The sequence below is a fragment of the Vogesella amnigena genome (assembly GCF_042648905.1).
In the GTDB taxonomy this organism is placed as follows: domain Bacteria; phylum Pseudomonadota; class Gammaproteobacteria; order Burkholderiales; family Chromobacteriaceae; genus Vogesella; species Vogesella amnigena.
Genome location: NZ_JBHRYH010000008.1, coordinates 66,225 through 83,901, shown reverse-complemented (window position 1 = coordinate 83,901; position 17,677 = coordinate 66,225). Strand labels below are relative to the sequence as shown.

Sequence of the window (17,677 nt, the reverse complement as noted above, 5' to 3'; positions counted from 1 at the left end):
TGCCATGACCCTGACCTGCACCCATCTGGATGACGGCTGCGAACTGGTGCCGGAAGGCGCCATGACCATCATGGAAGCTGCCGAGCTGCGCGACCAGCTGGCGCTGGCGCTGGTTACCGCCCATGGCCGGGTGCGGGTGGACCTGTCGCGCATTACCGAGCTGGACAGCTGCGGTCTGCAACTGCTGCTGGCACTGGTGCGGGAAGGCACGCAGGTGCAGCTGCACAGCCCCAGTGCGGCGGCGCGCGACCGTATTGTCCGCTTCGGGCTGGCGGCCACCTTGCGGCTGGAAGGAGCAAGCCATGGAGCTTGACGAGGCACTTGGCTCGCTGGTGCAGGAAGCACGCGAGCTGCTGACGCAGATGGAAGCCGCGCTGCTGGAAATCGAGGAATACGGCGTGGACGACGAGCGCATCAATGCCGTGTTCCGTGCCGCGCACACCATCAAGGGCTCGGCCGGGCTGTTCGCGCTGGATTTGATCGTGGATTTCACCCATGTGATGGAAAGCGTGCTGGTGCAGGTGCGCAATGGCGAGCTGGCGCTGGACGGCGAACTGTCGGCGCTGCTGCTGGGCTGTGGCGACTACCTGGCCGGCCTGATCGGGGCGCTGGAAGAAGGCGACAGCAGCCACGACCCGGCACCGGAAACGCGTGCCGAGCTGCTAGCGTCGCTAAGCCGCTATCTGCGCATCGCCACGCCGGATTGCGAGACGGAACCTGCAGCCGAAGCCGCGGCACTGTCGCCGGCAGCGGCCAGCGAGGGCTGGCAGATCCGGCTGCAGCCGTCGCCGGACCTGCTGCGCATGGGCATGGATCCGCTGTCCTTCATCCTCTACCTGGAGCGTTACGGCCAGTTGCAGCAGGTGCAGACGCATTACCATGAGCTGCCGCCGCTGGCGGACATGGAGCCGGAAACCTGCTATCTGAGCTTTGACATCACGCTGCGCACCGAGGCCGACAGCGACACGGTGCTAGGGGCGTTTGAGTTCATTGCCGACGATTGCCAGATCGACATCATGCCCTTGCTGGCGCCGGAGTCCATCGACGCTGCGGAACCGGCAGTGGCGCAGCCTCTTGCCGCAACAGATGCAGCCCCGCCGGCGGTGCTGGCGCCTACTGCTGGCAACCCGCCTGCGGCCAACCCTGCCGCGCCGCGCCTGCGCGCTACCGACCGCCCGGAGCAAGCGCTGATCAAGATCGAGGCACGCAAGCTGGACCAGCTGATCGACGCCGTGGGTGAGATGGTGATCGCCACCGCCGGCACCCGGGTGTTGGCCGCACGCGGCAGCGATGGCGAACTGCGTGAAGCACTGGCCGAGCTGGAACTGGTAGTGGAGCGCATCCGCGACCGCGCGCTGGAATTGCGCATGACGCCGATCGGCGACGTGTTCCAGCGTTTTCCGCGCGTGGTGCGTGACGTGTCCAAGGAGCTGGGCAAGAAGATCGAACTGGTGATCAGCGGCGCCGAGACCGAGCTGGACAAATCGATGGTGGAAAAGCTGTCCGACCCGCTGCTGCACATCGTGCGCAATGCGCTGGATCACGGCATCGAACCCACCAGCGAGCGGCTGGCGGCCGGCAAGCCGGAGCACGGCCGGCTGCAGCTGAACGCCTATCACGAGTCCGGCAGCATCGTGGTGGAAATCAGCGACGACGGTCGCGGCCTGAACAAGTCACGCATCTTCGCCAAGGCGGTGGAGAAGGGGCTGATTGCCGAGGACGCGCAGCTGAGCGACGAGGAAATCTTCAACCTGATCTTTGCCGCCGGGTTTTCCACTGCAGAGCAGGTTACCGATATTTCCGGCCGTGGCGTGGGCATGGATGTGGTGCGGCAGAACATCAGCCAGCTGCGCGGTAGCATCCAGATCAGCTCGCAAACCGGCGTGGGCTCTACCTTCCGCATTCAGCTGCCGCTGACGCTGGCAATCATCGACGGTTTCCAGGTGATGGTGGGTGACAGCAGTTTCATCCTGCCGCTGGAGCTGGTGGAAGAGTGCCTGGATGTCAGCGACCGGCGCCAGGACAGCCAGGTGGTGGCGCTACGCGGCGAGCCGCTGCCCTTGATCGAGTTGGCCGAAGCCTTCGGCTTGCAGACACAGCCCGGCGCGCGGCAGTCGGTGGTGGTGGTGCGCTATGGCAAGCGCCGCGCCGGGATTGTGGTGGACCGTTTCATCGGCGAGATGCAGGCGGTAATCAAGCCGCTGGGGCAGCTGCTGCGCAGTGTGCGCGGCCTGGGGGGCTCGACGATTCTGGGCGATGGCAGCGTGGCGCTGATCTTGGATGTGCCCAGCCTGCTGCAACGTTTCTCCCGCCACCCGGCGGTAACCGACACACCTAGCGGCGGCTGAGGTCGTCACCTATTACCCAAGCCGATAACATCAACTAGTCCGGAGCAGAGACCATGCTTTCCAACCTTTCCATAAAAGCCAAGATCGGCGCGCTGCTGGCGGTGGCCATTATCGCGCTGCTGGTGGTGGTGCTTATCTCCTTCAAGGGCCTGCAGTACAACCAGCAGATGATCCACGAGGTAGGCGTGGTTCGCATGCCTTCGGTGCAGGGCCTGCAGATCATCAACGAGGCGCAGACGGCAATCCGCTCTTACGACCGTGCCATTGACTCGCGTGCCGCCTACCCGGACGAAGTGCAGGATATCGATGGTTTCCTGAGCCAGAAGAAAGAAGCCTGGGCGCGGGTTGACAAGGGCTGGGGCATCTATGCGCCACTGCCGCAAACCGAAGAAGAAGCGCTGATCTGGAAACAGTTCGAACAGGACTGGGCTGCCTGGAAGGCTGCCAATGACAAGCTGAACGAGCAGGCGCTGGCTATCCAGCGCGCCGCGCCGGAGCTGCGTGCCGAATTGTTCGCCAGCTTTCACCGCAGCCTGCTGGCCAGCCGTCCGCTGTTCAGCGCCGCCGAACAGGGCCTGGGCAAGCTGATCGACCTTAACCTGAAAATCGGTGACGAAGCAGTGGCTGAGGCCAACCGTGGTGCCGAGACTGCCTTGCTGTCGATGTACATCGCCGGCGGGGTGGCATTGGTACTGCTGGTGCTGCTGGGTCTGGTGATTCTGCGCAGCGTGCTGGCGCAGCTGGGTGGCGAACCGGCACTGGTAAGTGAGATCGTGCGCAAGGTAGCAGCCGGCGACCTCACCGTGCAGGTGGAGGTGAAGAAAGGCGACGACAGCAGCATGCTGGCCGGTGTCAAGCAGATGATAGACAAGCTGTCCGGCATCATCGCCGAAGTACGCACCGCGGCGGAAGGTCTGGCCTCGGCCTCGGAAGAAGTGTCCGCCTCGGCCAACACCCTCAGCCAGAACGCCACCGAGCAGGCTTCCAGCGTGGAGCAGACCAGTTCGTCGATGGAGGAAATCTCCTCCACCGTGGCGCAGAACGCGGAGAACGCCAGCGTTACCGACGGCATTGCCTCCAAATCGGCGCGCGATGCGCGCTCCGGCGGCGATGCCGTGGGCAAGACCGTGGGCGCCATGCGCCAGATCGCGCAGAAGATCAGCATCATCGACGACATTGCCTACCAGACCAATCTGCTGGCACTGAACGCGGCTATCGAAGCGGCACGCGCCGGCGACCACGGCAAGGGCTTTGCGGTGGTGGCGGCCGAGGTGCGCAAGCTGGCCGAGCGCTCGCAGGTGGCGGCGCAGGAAATCAGCGGCCTCGCCAACAACAGCGTGGATCAGGCGGAAAACGCCGGCAAGCTGCTGGATGACATGGTGCCGTCCATCGGCAAGACCGCCGACCTGGTGAAGGAAATCGCTGCCGCATCGGCCGAGCAGCGTGGCGGGCTGGAGCAGATCAACAGCGCTATCGTGCAGCTGTCGCAGACCACCCAGGCCAATGCCTCGGCTTCCGAGGAGCTGTCGGCCACCGCGGAGGAGATGAGCGCGCAGGCGATCCAGCTGCAGGAATTGATGCAGTTCTTCAAGACCACGGACAGCGGCCGCGTGCTGTCGCTGCGTGGCGGCCATGGCAGCAAGGGGCGTAGCGCCCTGACCGGCCATCGTGCCGCGCCCAGTGGCGAGATCGACGACTCGGCGTTCGTGAATTTCTGAGGAGCAGCGAGATGTCGGTAACCAGTGCGCCCGAACAATATCTGACCTTTACCCTGGGCAAGGCGGTGTATGCGCTGCAGATCGCGCCGATACGCGAAATCATCGAGTACCCTGGCCTGACCGAAATACCGATGACGCCGGAGTTTCTGCGCGGGGTGATCAACCTGCGCGGGGCGGTGGTGCCGGTAATCGACCTGGCGGTGCGCTTTGGCCGCGGGCTCACCGAGGTTGGCCGCAGAACCTGCATCGTGATCAGCGAGATCGCCGGCGACAACGGCCCGCTGCCGCTGGGCATCCTGGTGGATGGCGTGAACGAAGTGCTGGAGGTGGAGCAGGAGCAGATCGAGGACAAGCCGGACTTTGGCCTCGGGCTGCGCCCGGACTTCGTCAGCGGCATGATCCGTCGCGACAGCGACTTCATCGTGATGCTGGATATCTCGCAGGTATTGTCGATGGCCGAGCTGGAACAGCTGGTGGATGCCGGCGGCGAATCGCTGGATAGCAGCCTGGCGGGCTGAGCATGCCAGCCACCGTCACCACCCAGGCCATCAGCCGCGCGGCGTTCGTGCATATCCAGCAGCTGTTTCACCGCGCGAGCGGCATCCTGCTCCCGGACAGCAAGATGCCGCTGGTGGCCAGTCGCCTGCGCAGCAGGCTGGTGGTGAATGCCTTGCCGGATTTCGATGCCTATTGTCGGCTGCTACAAAGCAAGCAGGGGGCGGAAGAGGCGCGCATCGTGGTGGATCTGCTCACCACCAATGAAACCTATTTCTTCCGCGAGCCGGTGCACTTCCAGCATCTGGCGCAACAGGTGCTGCCGGAGCTGGCGGGCAGGGAGGTGAAGGTGTGGTGCGCGGCATCCTCCAGCGGCGAGGAACCATACAGCATCGCCATGACCCTGGCGCGCGCGCTGGGGGACGACGGCCGCTGGAGTGTGCACGCCAGCGATCTGTCGCTGCGCATGCTGGAGCGCGCCAGGCGTGGCGTGTACCCGATGGCGCGGCTGGACAATATGCCCAAGGAGGTGCTGCGGCAGTATTGCCTGCGCGGCACCGGGCAGTATCAGGGCATGTTGCGCGTGGCGCCGGACTTGCGGCAGCGCGTGCAGTTTGCTGAACATAATTTGCTGCACCACCCCGAAGGGCTGGGGCCGTTTGATGTGATTTTCATGCGTAACGTACTGATTTATTTTGATGTAAAGACCAAGGAGCGCATCGTGCAACTGGCGCTGCAAGCGCTGCGCCCCGGTGGCTGGCTGTATGTTGGCCGCTCGGAAACCCTGTACGGCATGAACCTGCAGTTGGAAAACATCCAGCCCTCGATTTATCGCAAAAGCGGGGCGGCATGACACGTTGTTGGGTGGGTATCGGTGAAATACGACAGGCCGTGCGCGGCGATGTGCTGGCGGCGGTGCTGGGCTCCTGCGTCAGCATCATTCTGTGGCACGAACGTAGCGGCAGGGCCTGGATGAATCATGTGCTGCTGCCGCAGCGGCTGCTGGAACGGGCGGATGACGAGCCGGGGCGTTACGCCGATGAATCCTGGCGCATGATGCAGTACCAGTTGCTGAAGGAAGGTGTCGCCCTGGCCGACTGTTGTTGCTATGTGGTGGGGGGCGGCTATGGTTTCGGCCAGGGGCCGCAGGACGTGGGCGGACGCAACGTGGCACAGGTGCTGGCATTGCTGCAGCAGGCTGGCGTTGCGGTGGACAGCAGCGATGTAGGCGGCAACTGGTATCGCACCGTGCAGTTCGATCCGGATGATGGTCTGCTGCGGGTGCGCAAGTACCAGACCGTGCCGCCACGTCGGCGGTTGGCCGCAGCGCGTAGCCAGGGGGTGTAGCCATGATCAAGGTGATGATTGTCGATGACTCTGCCGTGGTACGGGCAGTAATCAGCGACATATTGCAGCGCGAGCCGGACATGCAGGTGATTGCCACTGCGCCGGACCCGGTATTCGCCATGAGCAAGATGAACCAGCAGTGGCCGGATGTACTGATCCTGGACATCGAAATGCCGCGCATGGACGGGCTGACCTTTCTGCGTCAGATCATGCAACAGCGCCCCACGCCCACGGTGATCTGCTCCACGCTCACCACCGAAGGCGCCGACATCACCCTGCAGGCGCTGCGCGCCGGCGCGGTGAGCATCGTCGCCAAGCCCACCGCCGGGCTGAGCGATTTTCTGCGCAGCCAGGACGAAGACCTGGTGTCGGTGGTGCGCGCCGCCGCCAGCGCCAATATCAAACGCCTGCGCAGCGGTACCGCCAGCACTGCGGCAGCGGCGGCGGCACCACCCAAGCTCACCGCCGACGCCATTCTGGAAGCGCCACGCAACACTCCACGTCTGTCGCAGACCACCGATCGCGTTGTTGCCATCGGCACCTCCACCGGCGGCACCCAGGCGCTGGAGTACCTGCTGCCGCGCCTGCCGGCCACGGTGCCTGGGCTGGTGATCGTGCAGCACATGCCGGCACAGTTCACCCAGAGCTTTGCCCGCCGGCTGAACGACCTGTCACGCATCGAAGTGAAGGAGGCGGTGAGCGGTGACCGCGTGGTGACCGGCCGTGCGCTGATCGCCCCCGGTGGCCGTCACATGCTGCTCAAGCGCAATGGCGCGCAGTACGTGGTGGACGTGGTGGACGGGCCGCCGGTATCGCGGCACCGGCCATCGGTGGATGTGCTGTTCCGCTCGGTAGCCAAGGCGGCCGGCGCCAATGCGCTGGGGGTGATCATGACCGGCATGGGTGACGATGGCGCGCGCGGCATGAAGGAAATGCGCGATGCCGGCGCGCCCACCGTGGCGCAGGACGAGGCCAGCTGTATCGTGTTCGGCATGCCGAAAGAAGCAATCAAACATGGTGGCGCGGCAGACATTGCCGCGCTGGAAGATATTCCGGCAATGATTGTGCGCTATGGAAACGCAAATTGAACTTTCGGCGTTGATTCGCCAGGCTGGCGTACTGGTGGTGGATGACAGCGCGGTGCAGCGCCGCAGCGCGGTGGAGCTGTTGCGCGGCATGGGCGTGCAGCAGCTGTACGAGGCGGCAGACGGCCACGATGCGCTCAAGCTGCTGCGCATGCTGCAGCCCACCCCGGCGGTGATCCTGCTGGATCTGGAAATGCCGGGCATGGATGGCATCGAAACCGCGCAGCAGCTGGTACGGGAGGAAAATTGCCCCGGCCTGCTGATTGCCAGCAGTGCCGAGCCGTCGATTCTCAACGCGGTGGCCGGCATGGCCGAGGCGCTGGGGCTGCCGCTGCTGGGCACGCTGCGCAAGCCGCTTACCCGACAATCGCTGTCGCTGGCACTGGCGCATTTCGAAGGCGCCCACGTCAAGGGCGTCAGCAATGCGCCGCCGCCGCAGGTGGCGGTGCCGGCGCTGGCCGAGGCGCTGCGGCTGCGGCAGATCATTCCCTACTACCAGCCCAAGATCCGGCTGACCGATGGCAGCGTGGCCGGGCTGGAGGCGCTGGCACGCTGGCGCATGCCGGATGGCCAGCTGGTGCCGCCGGTAAGCTTTATCGAGGTGGCAGAAAAAAACGGCCTGATCGACGAGCTGACGCTGATCATTCTGGACCAGGTGTTGCAGGACCTGGTGCGCTGGCATGCGCTGGGCTTCAACCCCACGGTGGCCATCAACGTGTCGGCGCCATCGCTGTCCGACCGTGGCTTTGGCAATGCCATTATCGAACGGGTAGCCGCGGCCAACATTCCGCCGCCTTCCATCGTGCTGGAAATCACCGAAAGCGCGCTGGTGGGCGATCTGGCCGCCGCGCTGGGCACGCTGGGGCGGCTGCGGCTGAAAGGCTTCGGCCTGTCCATCGACGATTACGGCACCGGTTTTTCCTCCATGCAGCAGCTGTCACGGCTGCCATTCAGCGAGCTGAAGCTGGATGGCTCCTTTGTGCGGCACTCGCCGGATAAATGGCAGCTGCGCACCATTCTGGAGGCGGCGCTGGGCATGGGCCAGCGTCTGGGGCTGGCTACCGTGGCGGAAGGAGTGGAAACGCAGAAGGAACTGGCACTGATCTACCAGATGGGCTGCCAGTATGCGCAGGGCTACCTGATCGCCCCGCCGATGCCCGGCAGCGAGCTGCTGGGCTGGGCCACCGACAACAGCGCCAGGCTGCAGGGCATCTGCCAGCAGTGCCGCTAGCGCTGGTTGTCAGCTACCAGCCGCCGTCTTGCCGGCGCGGCGCAGCAGCCGGCTGTGGTCGATGATGTCGGCGGCGCGGGCGCGTAGTTGGCCGCAGCCGCCGTCCACGTCCTGGCCGGCGGAATCGCGAATCTTGGTCAGCACGCCGTTGTCGTGCAGGTAGCGCTTCATGTACTGGATGCGCTCGGCGGACGGGCGCTGGTAGCTGTCACCTTCCACACTGTTGTAGGGGATGATGTTCAGCACCCCGTACTTGCCCTTGAGCAGCCGCACCGCGGCGTCCATTTCCTGTTGCGTATCGTTGATGCCGGCCAGCAGTGTCCACTGGTACTGGATCGGGTAGCCCACGCGCTGGCCGTATTCCTCGCCCAGCGCCACCAGCTCCGCCGGGCTGTAGCGCGGCGCACGCGGCAGCAGCTGCGCCCGCAGCTCGGCATTGGTGGTGTGCAGCGACAGCGCTAGCGCCGGCTTTACCTGCTGCTGCGGCAGGCGCTCGAACACCCGTGGGTCGCCCACGGTGGAAAACACCAGGTTCTTGTGCCCGATATTGCCGTCGGTTCCCAGCAGTTGAATCGCATCCAGCACGTTGTCGATGTTGTGCGCCGGCTCTCCCATGCCCATGAACACCACCTTCTTTACCGGGCGGATGCGCCGCGCCAGCGCCACTTGCGCGGCGATTTCGGCGCTGCCCAGCTGGCGCAGTAGGCCGCTCTTGCCGGTCATGCAGAAAGTACAGCCCACCGCGCAGCCCACCTGGCTGGAGATGCACAGGCCGTCACGCGGCAACAGCACGCTTTCCACCATCTGTCCATCGGCCAGCGCCACCAGCAGGCGCAGTGAGCCGTCGTCGGCAGTGTGTTGCGAGTGGATGCGCGCCAGGCCATCGATTTGCGCCGCAATCGGCGGCAGGCCGTTGCGCACCGACAGCGGAAAGTAGTTTTCGCCCTTCTGGTGGCGGGTGCCGGTATCCAGCGCCAGGCCTTTCAGCCAGGCGCGGTTGATGCGGCCAACGTGGCAGGGGCGGGCGCCGATGGCGATCAGCGACTGGTGGAATTCCTGGATACGCATGAGGGCTTCGTAGGGTGGTTACTGGCTGGCCTGGCTGCCGTCATCGCTGCGACAGCGCAGCCCCTTGCCGGCGCTGCCGCCGTACAGCATCAGCTCGCCAGGCACCTTGCGTGACAGCGCGTAGCTGTCCGGCAGTGCGGGATTGTTCGCCTGCTGTGGCCACAGCAGCTGGCGCTTTTCATCCATGAAGCCATGAAACAGCCTGCCGTCCCGCTGCCATTCCACCGCCTGTGCCTGGCGGTTGTAGTGGAACTGGCTGTGGTCGGCACAGCGGAAACTGCCGCGCAGCGGCTCATCCGGCTGACAGGCAGCCAGCAGCAGCGGCAACAGCAATACGGGCAGGCGGAGCAGGGTGGACATCGGGCGGGGCGGCTGCGGCTGGCAGTGGCAAAACGGGCCGACACTATAGCACAGCCGGCCGCTGCCCATGCGGCCACGGGGCGCGCTGCGCCAGACACTACGCCATACTTGCATTACAGTTACGCCCGATATTCGTGTCATGAAGGAGGCAGGTGTGGATCCTGTGCTGTACCAACTCTCTTATTCACTCAATACCGCCAAGACAGTGGATCAGCTGATCCGCCCGCTACTGGAAATGCTGGGCACGATCACCGGCATGGAATCCACCTATCTCACCAGTATCGAACTGGGCCGGGGCGTGCAGCATGTGCGTTACGCGCGTAACACCGGCCAGATGCAGATAGCCGAGGGACTATCGGTGCCGTGGGAAGACACACTGTGCAAGCGGTCGCTGGACATGGGCCTGCTGGCCACCGATCAGGTGGGCAGCCTGTGGGGCGACTCCACCGCCGCGCGCCAGCTTGGCATACGCAGCTATCTCAGCGCACCTGTGCGCAATGGCGAAGGCGGGCTGATGGGTACCCTGTGCGCTGCCAGTGCCAGCCCGATAAGCGTGCCGGAGGAAACCCAGACCCTGTTGCAGCTGTTCGCCAATATCGTCGCCAATTTCATCGAGCGGGAGAGCCTGCTGAACAGCCTGCAGGCCGCCAATTCCCGCCTCACCGCAATTGCACTGACCGACCCACTGACCGACCTGCCCAATCGTCGCGCACTGTTCGACGAGCTGGAACGCCTGCTGGCGCAGGCAGTACGCAATGGCAGCAGTGTGTTGGTTGGCGTTGTCGACCTGGATGGCTTCAAGCAGATCAACGATCGCTACGGACACCAGGGCGGCGACGAATTCCTGCAGCAGGTTGCCAGTCGCATGCAATCCGCGCTGCGGGCCACCGACATGCTGGGGCGCATGGGCGGGGATGAATTCCTGGTGATTGGCCCAGGGCCGCAGTGGAACAATGTCGACGTGCCTGGCGCCCTGATCTGCGATGGCGAGCCAGGGCAGGCGGCCCGCTCGCTGCAGCAGCGGCTGTTCGAGGCCACAGTAGGCAGCTACCAGTTGGGCCAGCAGACGCTGGACTACCACGGCGCCAGTGCCGGCGTGGTGGCGCTGGCGCCGTTCGGGCTGCAAGGCACCGCTGCGGTACAGCTGGCGGACAGTGAAATGTACGCGGTGAAGCAGGCCAGAAAACTGCGTAGCTGATGCCGGGCCGGGTAAGCCACCAGCAGCCATGCGGCCAACCCTGGGCGCTGGCGGCAGCTACCGCAGCGTGTGCCGCCGCCGGTGATGCGGCATACGCACAAGGAAACAACGCCCGCCGGCCCACGGTTCGCTGGCATTGCTACAGGGCGCTTTGGAAACCCGGATTTCTAAGCGAGACAAGGCGCGAGTGAAAAATTTCGACGCAGCATATATTTGATATGTAAGGAGAAATTTTTCTTGAGCAACGCAGTGTCGCAACGAAAGCGGGAGTTTTTCGAGGTGCCCTACAGATAGACCTGGACGGCTGCATGGCAGGCGTGTGGGCGCTATAACGAAACATGAACGGCCGGCGAGAAAGCCGACGACAAGGGGCTGATCCGGATACCGGCGCGTGTGCCGCGGCACACGCGCCATACGCAAAGGAAATCGTCATGTCGAATCACGCAAATCCGGCCCGGGCGACGCTGCTGCTGGGCGCAGTGCTGGCAGCGCTGTCGGGGCCGGCGCTGGCTACGCACAGCTGGGGAGGCTACCACTGGGCGTTCACGAGCACGCCATTCACGTTGCAGGTAGTGGACAATATGTCGCCCGCCTGGAGTGCTTACCTGCTCAGTACCATCGGCAGCTGGAACAGCACTGTGGGTGGCTACCCACTACGCATCAGCCCGGTGAAGGTAAGTGGTAGCCCGGGCAAGCGCACCTGCAGCATGGTGGCCGGCACCACCCAGGTGTGCAATGCCAAGTATGGCTACAACGGCTGGCTGGGTCTGGCCTCCATCAATATCAAGGGCCTGCACATCACCCAGGGCTCGGCCAAGATGAACGACTCCTACTTCAACCTGGCCAGCTACAACTACCCGAGCGAACGGCTGCACGTGGTGTGCCAGGAGGTGGCGCACACCTTCGGCCTTGGTCACCAGTCCGAAACCGGCCAATCGCTGAACACCTGCATGGATTACTTCTCCAATACCGGTTCGGTTTACGGTAACTCCGCAATCAGCACCACCCCGAACGCACACGACTTCGAGCAGCTGAACATCATCTACGGCACTGGCCATACCACCAGCGATGGCTACAACAGCGCCCTGCAAAGCGGTGCGCCAGCGTTGGCCAGCGCCGGCGTGGACATCAGCGACGACCCGCGCAGCTGGGGCACGCTGATTCACCAGTCGGCCAACGGCCGCAGCAGCATTTATGAGCGCCGCAACAGCAATGGCAGCAAGACGCTGACCCATGTGTACTGGGCAGAAGAAACCGCCGCCGGTTGCCGAGGCTGCGACCACCGCTTCGAAACGCACCAGCAGCACTAGCAGCGGACAGCACCTTGCGGCCAACTTGCACAGTTGGCCGCAAGGCAGCAGTGCCTACAGCTGAATACCCCCAGCACCTGGTCGCCGGCGGCGAGATGGCCGCGGGCAATGTCCCGCTGTTGAGCCCGCAATCCGCACCGGCAGCGTGGGTATATATGACGAAATATGTGCTATTTTAGCGACCACACCGGTTCCCGCGGGAGCCAGACCTTATTTGCATGGCTTATTTGTCCCTGATTAGCCAGTGGTTATTTCGTGTCTGGAGGCTTCGTTAATGCAGAAGATTATTGAAGGTTTTGTAAAGTTTCAAAAAGAGGTTTATCCGGGTAGAACGGATTTATTCAAGAAACTGGCCGGGCAACAAAACCCGAAGGCACTGTTTGTTACCTGCTCCGACAGCCGGGTAGTGCCGGAACTGCTCACCCAGCAAGAACCGGGCGACCTGTTTGTTATTCGCAATGCCGGCAATATCGTACCGCCCTACGGCCCGGAGCCGGGCGGGGTATCTGCCACGGTGGAATATGCGGTATCGGTACTCAAGGTTCACGATATCGTGATCTGCGGTCATTCCAATTGCGGTGCCATGGCTGCCATTTCCAGCTGCCAGTGCCTGGATCACCTGCCGGCAGTATCCCACTGGCTGCGCTATGCCGATGCCGCCAAGGTAATTGTTTCCTCCCGCGAATATGCCGACCAGCAAGAAAAAGCCGATGCGCTGGTGCGCGAAAACGTGGTAGCCCAGCTGGCCAATATCCGCACCCACCCCGCGGTGGCGCTGGCCATTTCGCAGGGCAGGCTGAATCTGCATGGCTGGGTATACAACATCGAAAATGGCGCCATCGAGGCACTGGATGGCAATACCATGCAGTTTGTGCAGCTGGAGGATAATCCACAGGTGAATGCGACCTGATTGGTTTTTGCTATTTTTTTATATAAAAAGGCCCTGCAATGCAGGGCCTTTGTTATTTCAGCTTTGCTCAGGATACTTACTGGCTAGACTTCTATTAGTAGACCTTTCCAAAACGCAGGGTTGATCGAAAAAACTGTCGAATCCCCGCCCTTGGATACTAAAGCCTTTAGTAGCTTCATATTGTAATGAACATTATATATATAAGATATTTTCTCATCGCTGTGACGCACCCCTAGAAATCCGTACCACAATAGTAAGTCAATAATTTCTTCAGAATGTAAGCCAATGTCGCTGTATGGGGTTAGTAATTTATTTAACTCCAATGAGCTAAGGTGTGGATTTGCTCCAATGAAATTATATAACAAATCTTCCGTCTTGTTGTTAACGTCTCGAATTTCATAACCAATGTCGGTAACTAGGTCTGTTGAGAATGCCTCTAGACCTTTCTCTAGGTCGGATTCGGTGATTGCCCTATGCCCGAGGTTTATTGCAAACCCCTTGCATTGGTCAATCAAATTAATCAAGAACCGAGGCCGCATAAGCGATCTGTCAATAAGGTATTGTGAACTCTCTTCGCCCCTTATATGGCTGACGCATATTTTTCCCCATATTTCTTGGAAAGTATCTTTTTGATTGGAGTCGGTTGCAAGTAGTCGTAATCTAATAATTTCCCGAAGCAAGTCGGGGTCGGTCCAGTCCAGTCCGACAGCGGCCTCTTTCCCTCTATCCGATGTTTCTCGCACCAAAAGCTCATATACATCGTTTCTAAGAAAAATTACCGTTTTTGCGGAAATTCCAAGGCGAACCATCTGCCTTTCTATTTTTCTAGTGGCATCAACGAGTGCGCGGACTATTACTAAGTCCTCTTTTTGTAAGCCAGATGTCGGCCACCCTTTGTCAATATTGTCAAACAACAACCACAGAGCTTCTTTGTGCTTTAGATAATTGTGAAGATCCTCTGTCAACTCCCTAATGTCATGCGTATAAACAAGGTTGGTCACTTCAGGATTAGACATTCGGACGTTTTCTTCGTTGGAAAATTGCGCCGTGTAATCGTTGGTGATTCTATCAATTAAGGTTGACATTCGTTCAGAAAAGTCACCCTCAGAGGCTAGGTGTCCTGATTTGTAAGTCTCTGCAAGCTTTCGATAAGGCTCATAAAGATTATGGTTTCTTGTGTGTAGATCTTTATCTTGCTGCAATATCTTATGGCATATCTCCAATAGAAGAATGTACTCCCAAAATGCCATAATGGTGTGCTGCATTGTCCCTTCCTCAAGAAATCGCAATATTGACTCCTTGAATTTTATTAATTTATACCCGTCTGGCTGGAGGTCCAATACAATTACACCCTTTTTATTTTCCTCTTCATCTCGCAGTGTAATAAATATCGCCGATTTTCCGGATCCTTTTCTGCCCACCACAAGGTGCGCCTCACCCCGCTTTGTTTGCATGTAGGCGTCAGTTTTTAGATAATACTCGTCAAGACCCCGTATTTCATTTTCTGCAGAACTTGCCCCGAGATTGATCTTCTGTAGCAAAGTTTCTTCGACAGTTTTACTGTTAATGTTTGTGCTCTGAATGGCAGAATTCACCTCTGACGCAAAATCGGCAATGGCCTCATTGATGTCGTTTGGATGAATGCAAATCCTGACCATATCCCTGTAATCAAGCGGAATTGGGTCTTCTTCAGATGGTTGGAGCATTAATGTTACCCGCCCCATTCCTTTTGCAAGACCGGCCACAAAGGCACAGCGCATATTGTGTACTTCGTGACCTTCAGTATTGGAGGATACAAAGGGAATCACAACACCATAAGACTGGCTAACAGCATCAATTGCAATCGGTGCCGGTAGACGGGGGCTTTCATTTGGGTCAAAAGTTCTAAAATTATATCCGGTTTTTTTGATCCTGGATGTAAGTCTAATTTGCCAGTCAGTCCGATGCTTCGCTTCTATTACATAGAGTGGTTGTCTTATATTTTGGGATTTGTACAGCGGGATAGGGGATTTGTTGCCAATTTCAAGCATGCAAGACTTTAGTTCGCTGGAGTTCTGGTACTCTTGATATCCGATGGTATCAAATATACCAAGTTCCTTTACCGTCACACCCTTCTCGGCAATTGACTTGTTTTTGAAGATTAAAACTCGCTTATTCTGACCGATTGCATAGCCTATCTCAAATACTACATTGAAATTTATATTTGATATATCTGCAAGCAAGTAATCCGCTTCGTCAATCTTCTGCAATACTTGGCTGGCAATAAAATAGCCAGGAATATCTAGAGCCCTCCAGGATTCAACTCCATTCATGCCTTGTTGCTTTAAGCTTTGAATTGCACTTTCAATTGTCGCGCCAATTACTGTGGGGCTGGCTGGGTATGCAAAAAATCCAAGATCCATAATATTTACCAGAAATTTTGTAATGACAAATGATATGCAAATTTATTTTGTGACAAAAAAAATGGGGGGCAGCCCCCCGTCGTCGAGCGACACATAAGCTCGTACTATAGTCCTATGAAAAACAGTAGCTTATGAGTTAAGGCGACACATGCAATATAAGGCACGCGACACATAACTTTGCTTTTTTTCTAGTACGTCAGATAGGCTTGTACCCTTTAGCGGGCAGGCTAATATGCTAGCGGTAAACGACTCTTGCTCCATTCAATACTTAATTTTTTGAAAAAATAGCCGTCACTCGGTCAGTATGAATGTTTCTATTCCTAAGTTGGCATTAATGGCGAAGACTGAGAGGTAAATTTCAACGATATCTCCACAGAGACGAGTTATATCGCTGTAGTCATGCGAGAACAACGGCTGGCCAGACAAAAGGGTAAGGTCGACCCCTTTGGTCGGGTGACGAAAATCTTTGGTGGATGCACTTTTACCAAGGTTGTGAATGCTGTTTCTTACGTTAGCGTAGAATTGAATGGTTCCACGATCCTTAGTGATATCCCTTGTATAAAATTCGGAAAGTTTCGACATGACGAAATCTATTTTTTCAGCCCCGGAAACAAAATCGCCCCCTGCTTTTATAATGCACCTTAGGGCTTCTTGTTTTTCTTCTGCTTCTGTGTTGTTATATTTTTCAATCAATTTTTCGATGCGCTTCTCCTGCTTTCCTGAGCGTGGATACATGGGGCGAAGTTGTTGATAAATTCGTCCCATGAACATTTCAAAGGCAGAATATGTGCCAACGACGAAATCAAGAAAACTGCTTCCAATTATGAAATTCGTACGATTACTAAACAGATCGGGTAAATCATCAATGGCAAGCTTAGGGAGTTCGACTTCTTTTTTCCGCGCAGCATTCTTGATCGATTCGATTAATGCACGAGTTGGCCCTCTTTCGTTCATGCATGCAGCAACTTCATCGTTCATTAAGGCCAATAGCAGATTGTCGGTGGCAAGTGAAATCGCTCCGAAAAAGGTCATCGCAGGCTCAGTATTGTTGAAGTGAATACGCAAAGCATCATCAAGCCGCAAGCACCGTGCCTTCAAAACCAATAGATGTAGTATCCGGTCTACTTGATTCTTATCGAATTCAAACCCCTGAGAATATGATCCGCCATGAGTGCCAACACATTTTCCCACATCCATTTTAATGCTCCTTTACCGTGACATTGAACAGCACTCTAGTTCGATTTGTTAGATGCTCTGCTACCTTGCATGATTGCCTTGAAATAAGCGGTCCAGATGCCAAGACGCTTCATCTCTGTGATTGATTCGTCACGTGACTTCATGCGAACCCTACATTTTGTAAGAAATGCATTCACGATAGCCTCGGGGCGCTTACGAGGCTTCCCCCCTAATTCCTCATTTAGACGGACAGCGTGATACGCTATTGATTTGAGAACTCCAGGCAGACCAAGTGTGGCCACAAGGTTATCGTTTACATCGATGGCTATGAGTCGGAGAACATGGGAGCACATGATTGCGAGTGTAGGGGGAAAATGAATATTTTCGTTGACTTTAAAAGTCATGATTCCACGTTCGGGTCCCTCTTGGAGGGCGGCCAAAGCCATGGAGATCTCCTTATCTGTTGACTGAGCGGCCAATGCCTTGGAAGCTCTCGCGTTCCGATGTGCAATACAATTTCTACATAGCCTAAAATACCGGAGTAGAGGTTGAAGCTTAACGACTCTGTCTGCACTCCAGTTCATTGCTGCATAGAGACGGAATACTCGATCAATTTTGTCTTCGTCATCATCAGATGAACAATAACCATCTAGTTGATCGCTTCTAAGCTTTTGGCTACCACTACCTCTACTGATTTCTGCTTCCGTTCCGATTAAAAAGTCATCGAAGGCGGAAAAAATGGCCATGACAGCGAATGCAGATACCGAAGAGTCTTGGTTGCGTTGGACTTCGATTGTTAAGTCTCGAACCGGAGGGGTACTCCAGGAGGGATGACTTGCTGCTATTAGGTCAGCTAGTTGATCTTGGTTTTGTGGTGCTCCCGCATGTCGAACCAAGAGTAGTGCCGCAGCGTTTGCCACCTTGATATAAATATTGATTTTTTCATGAAACTCGTGAAATGCTTGAAAAGGTTGAAGGCGTGCACAAGAAATATCAATCATGGTTTTTTTAAAATATAAATGGCAAGTA

Annotated in this window: 16 protein-coding genes; 11 read left to right on the top strand and 5 right to left on the bottom strand. The window is 58.3% G+C overall.

Annotation, left to right across the window (positions count from 1 at the left end):
* The first annotated feature begins 4 nt into the window (after positions 1 to 4).
* From ACFOKJ_RS03465 to ACFOKJ_RS03430, 8 genes are read left to right on the top strand one after another with little or no spacing between them, the layout of a single operon-like run.
* Positions 5 to 313 (top strand): STAS domain-containing protein, encoded by a 309-nt coding sequence (locus ACFOKJ_RS03465; RefSeq protein ID WP_390276687.1) that lies wholly within the window; start codon positions 5 to 7, stop codon positions 311 to 313.
* Positions 303 to 2,348, top strand: coding sequence for a chemotaxis protein CheA (locus ACFOKJ_RS03460; RefSeq protein ID WP_390276686.1), 2,046 nt, complete (start codon positions 303 to 305; stop codon positions 2,346 to 2,348). The genes ACFOKJ_RS03465 and ACFOKJ_RS03460 overlap by 11 nt, the downstream gene beginning before the upstream one ends.
* Before the next feature lie 53 nt (positions 2,349 to 2,401).
* Positions 2,402 to 4,066: a methyl-accepting chemotaxis protein gene (locus tag ACFOKJ_RS03455; RefSeq protein WP_390276684.1), complete on the top strand. Its 1,665-nt coding sequence runs from the start codon at positions 2,402 to 2,404 to the stop codon at positions 4,064 to 4,066.
* 11 nt (positions 4,067 to 4,077) lie between these two features.
* A complete protein-coding gene (locus ACFOKJ_RS03450; RefSeq protein WP_390276683.1) occupies positions 4,078 to 4,584 on the top strand; it encodes a chemotaxis protein CheW in 507 nt (168 codons plus the stop codon).
* A 2-nt stretch (positions 4,585 to 4,586) separates the two neighbouring features.
* On the top strand, positions 4,587 to 5,414 hold the full coding sequence (locus ACFOKJ_RS03445; RefSeq protein WP_390276682.1) for a CheR family methyltransferase: 828 nt from the start codon (positions 4,587 to 4,589) through the stop codon (positions 5,412 to 5,414).
* Positions 5,411 to 5,908 carry a chemotaxis protein CheD gene (locus tag ACFOKJ_RS03440; RefSeq protein ID WP_390276680.1) on the top strand — a complete coding sequence of 166 codons (498 nt, stop codon included), beginning with the start codon at positions 5,411 to 5,413 and terminating at the stop codon, positions 5,906 to 5,908. The genes ACFOKJ_RS03445 and ACFOKJ_RS03440 overlap by 4 nt, the downstream gene beginning before the upstream one ends.
* 2 nt (positions 5,909 to 5,910) lie before the next feature.
* Positions 5,911 to 6,996, top strand: coding sequence for a protein-glutamate methylesterase/protein-glutamine glutaminase (locus ACFOKJ_RS03435; protein WP_390276678.1), 1,086 nt, complete (start codon positions 5,911 to 5,913; stop codon positions 6,994 to 6,996).
* Positions 6,980 to 8,224, top strand: a complete 1,245-nt coding sequence (locus ACFOKJ_RS03430; protein ID WP_390276677.1) for an EAL domain-containing response regulator — start codon at positions 6,980 to 6,982, stop codon at positions 8,222 to 8,224. Before ACFOKJ_RS03435 ends, ACFOKJ_RS03430 begins: the two co-directional genes overlap by 17 nt.
* A 9-nt stretch (positions 8,225 to 8,233) precedes the next feature.
* Here the strand turns inward: ACFOKJ_RS03430 and ACFOKJ_RS03425 are convergent, their stop codons facing one another.
* On the bottom strand, positions 8,234 to 9,292 hold the full coding sequence (locus ACFOKJ_RS03425) for an RNA methyltransferase (protein WP_390276676.1): 1,059 nt from the start codon (positions 9,290 to 9,292) through the stop codon (positions 8,234 to 8,236).
* Positions 9,293 to 9,310: 18 nt separating this feature from the next.
* Positions 9,311 to 9,652, bottom strand: a complete 342-nt coding sequence (locus ACFOKJ_RS03420) for a hypothetical protein (protein WP_390276674.1) — start codon at positions 9,650 to 9,652, stop codon at positions 9,311 to 9,313.
* A 154-nt stretch (positions 9,653 to 9,806) separates the two neighbouring features.
* Between ACFOKJ_RS03420 and ACFOKJ_RS03415 the strand changes: the two genes are divergently transcribed.
* From ACFOKJ_RS03415 to ACFOKJ_RS03405, 3 genes are all read left to right on the top strand, one after another.
* Complete coding sequence (locus ACFOKJ_RS03415; RefSeq protein ID WP_390276672.1) at positions 9,807 to 10,850, top strand: sensor domain-containing diguanylate cyclase; 1,044 nt, start codon at positions 9,807 to 9,809, stop codon at positions 10,848 to 10,850.
* Positions 10,851 to 11,281: 431 nt separating this feature from the next.
* Positions 11,282 to 12,160 (top strand): hypothetical protein, encoded by an 879-nt coding sequence (locus ACFOKJ_RS03410; RefSeq protein WP_390276670.1) that lies wholly within the window; start codon positions 11,282 to 11,284, stop codon positions 12,158 to 12,160.
* A gap of 274 nt (positions 12,161 to 12,434) precedes the next feature.
* A complete protein-coding gene (locus ACFOKJ_RS03405; protein WP_390276668.1) occupies positions 12,435 to 13,070 on the top strand; it encodes a carbonic anhydrase in 636 nt (211 codons plus the stop codon).
* 83 nt (positions 13,071 to 13,153) lie between these two features.
* Here ACFOKJ_RS03405 and ACFOKJ_RS03400 read toward each other — a convergent pair whose 3' ends face one another.
* The 3 genes from ACFOKJ_RS03400 to ACFOKJ_RS03390 all read right to left on the bottom strand — a co-directional run bounded on the left by ACFOKJ_RS03400 (position 13,154) and on the right by ACFOKJ_RS03390 (position 17,649).
* Positions 13,154 to 15,472 carry a P-loop ATPase, Sll1717 family gene (locus ACFOKJ_RS03400; RefSeq protein ID WP_390276666.1) on the bottom strand — a complete coding sequence of 773 codons (2,319 nt, stop codon included), beginning with the start codon at positions 15,470 to 15,472 and terminating at the stop codon, positions 13,154 to 13,156.
* A 291-nt stretch (positions 15,473 to 15,763) separates the two neighbouring features.
* On the bottom strand, positions 15,764 to 16,669 hold the full coding sequence (locus ACFOKJ_RS03395; protein ID WP_390276664.1) for a hypothetical protein: 906 nt from the start codon (positions 16,667 to 16,669) through the stop codon (positions 15,764 to 15,766).
* Between the two features lie 35 nt (positions 16,670 to 16,704).
* The gene (locus ACFOKJ_RS03390) at positions 16,705 to 17,649 is read right to left on the bottom strand and encodes a hypothetical protein (RefSeq protein ID WP_390276662.1); all 945 of its coding nucleotides are present in this window, start codon (positions 17,647 to 17,649) and stop codon (positions 16,705 to 16,707) included.
* Between the last annotated feature and the right edge of the window lie 28 nt (positions 17,650 to 17,677).

Coding starts and splice junctions, on each gene's coding strand:
- ACFOKJ_RS03440 (WP_390276680.1), top strand. CDS start 5,411: ATGACACGTTGTTGGGTGGGTATCGGTGAAATACGACAGGCCGTGCGC.
- ACFOKJ_RS03430 (WP_390276677.1), top strand. CDS start 6,980: ATGGAAACGCAAATTGAACTTTCGGCGTTGATTCGCCAGGCTGGCGTA.
- ACFOKJ_RS03435 (WP_390276678.1), top strand. CDS start 5,911: ATGATCAAGGTGATGATTGTCGATGACTCTGCCGTGGTACGGGCAGTA.
- ACFOKJ_RS03455 (WP_390276684.1), top strand. CDS start 2,402: ATGCTTTCCAACCTTTCCATAAAAGCCAAGATCGGCGCGCTGCTGGCG.
- ACFOKJ_RS03420 (WP_390276674.1), bottom strand. CDS start 9,652: ATGTCCACCCTGCTCCGCCTGCCCGTATTGCTGTTGCCGCTGCTGCTG.
- ACFOKJ_RS03410 (WP_390276670.1), top strand. CDS start 11,282: ATGTCGAATCACGCAAATCCGGCCCGGGCGACGCTGCTGCTGGGCGCA.
- ACFOKJ_RS03405 (WP_390276668.1), top strand. CDS start 12,435: ATGCAGAAGATTATTGAAGGTTTTGTAAAGTTTCAAAAAGAGGTTTAT.
- ACFOKJ_RS03450 (WP_390276683.1), top strand. CDS start 4,078: ATGTCGGTAACCAGTGCGCCCGAACAATATCTGACCTTTACCCTGGGC.
- ACFOKJ_RS03395 (WP_390276664.1), bottom strand. CDS start 16,669: ATGGATGTGGGAAAATGTGTTGGCACTCATGGCGGATCATATTCTCAG.
- ACFOKJ_RS03460 (WP_390276686.1), top strand. CDS start 303: ATGGAGCTTGACGAGGCACTTGGCTCGCTGGTGCAGGAAGCACGCGAG.
- ACFOKJ_RS03445 (WP_390276682.1), top strand. CDS start 4,587: ATGCCAGCCACCGTCACCACCCAGGCCATCAGCCGCGCGGCGTTCGTG.
- ACFOKJ_RS03425 (WP_390276676.1), bottom strand. CDS start 9,292: ATGCGTATCCAGGAATTCCACCAGTCGCTGATCGCCATCGGCGCCCGC.
- ACFOKJ_RS03465 (WP_390276687.1), top strand. CDS start 5: ATGACCCTGACCTGCACCCATCTGGATGACGGCTGCGAACTGGTGCCG.
- ACFOKJ_RS03390 (WP_390276662.1), bottom strand. CDS start 17,649: ATGATTGATATTTCTTGTGCACGCCTTCAACCTTTTCAAGCATTTCAC.
- ACFOKJ_RS03400 (WP_390276666.1), bottom strand. CDS start 15,472: ATGGATCTTGGATTTTTTGCATACCCAGCCAGCCCCACAGTAATTGGC.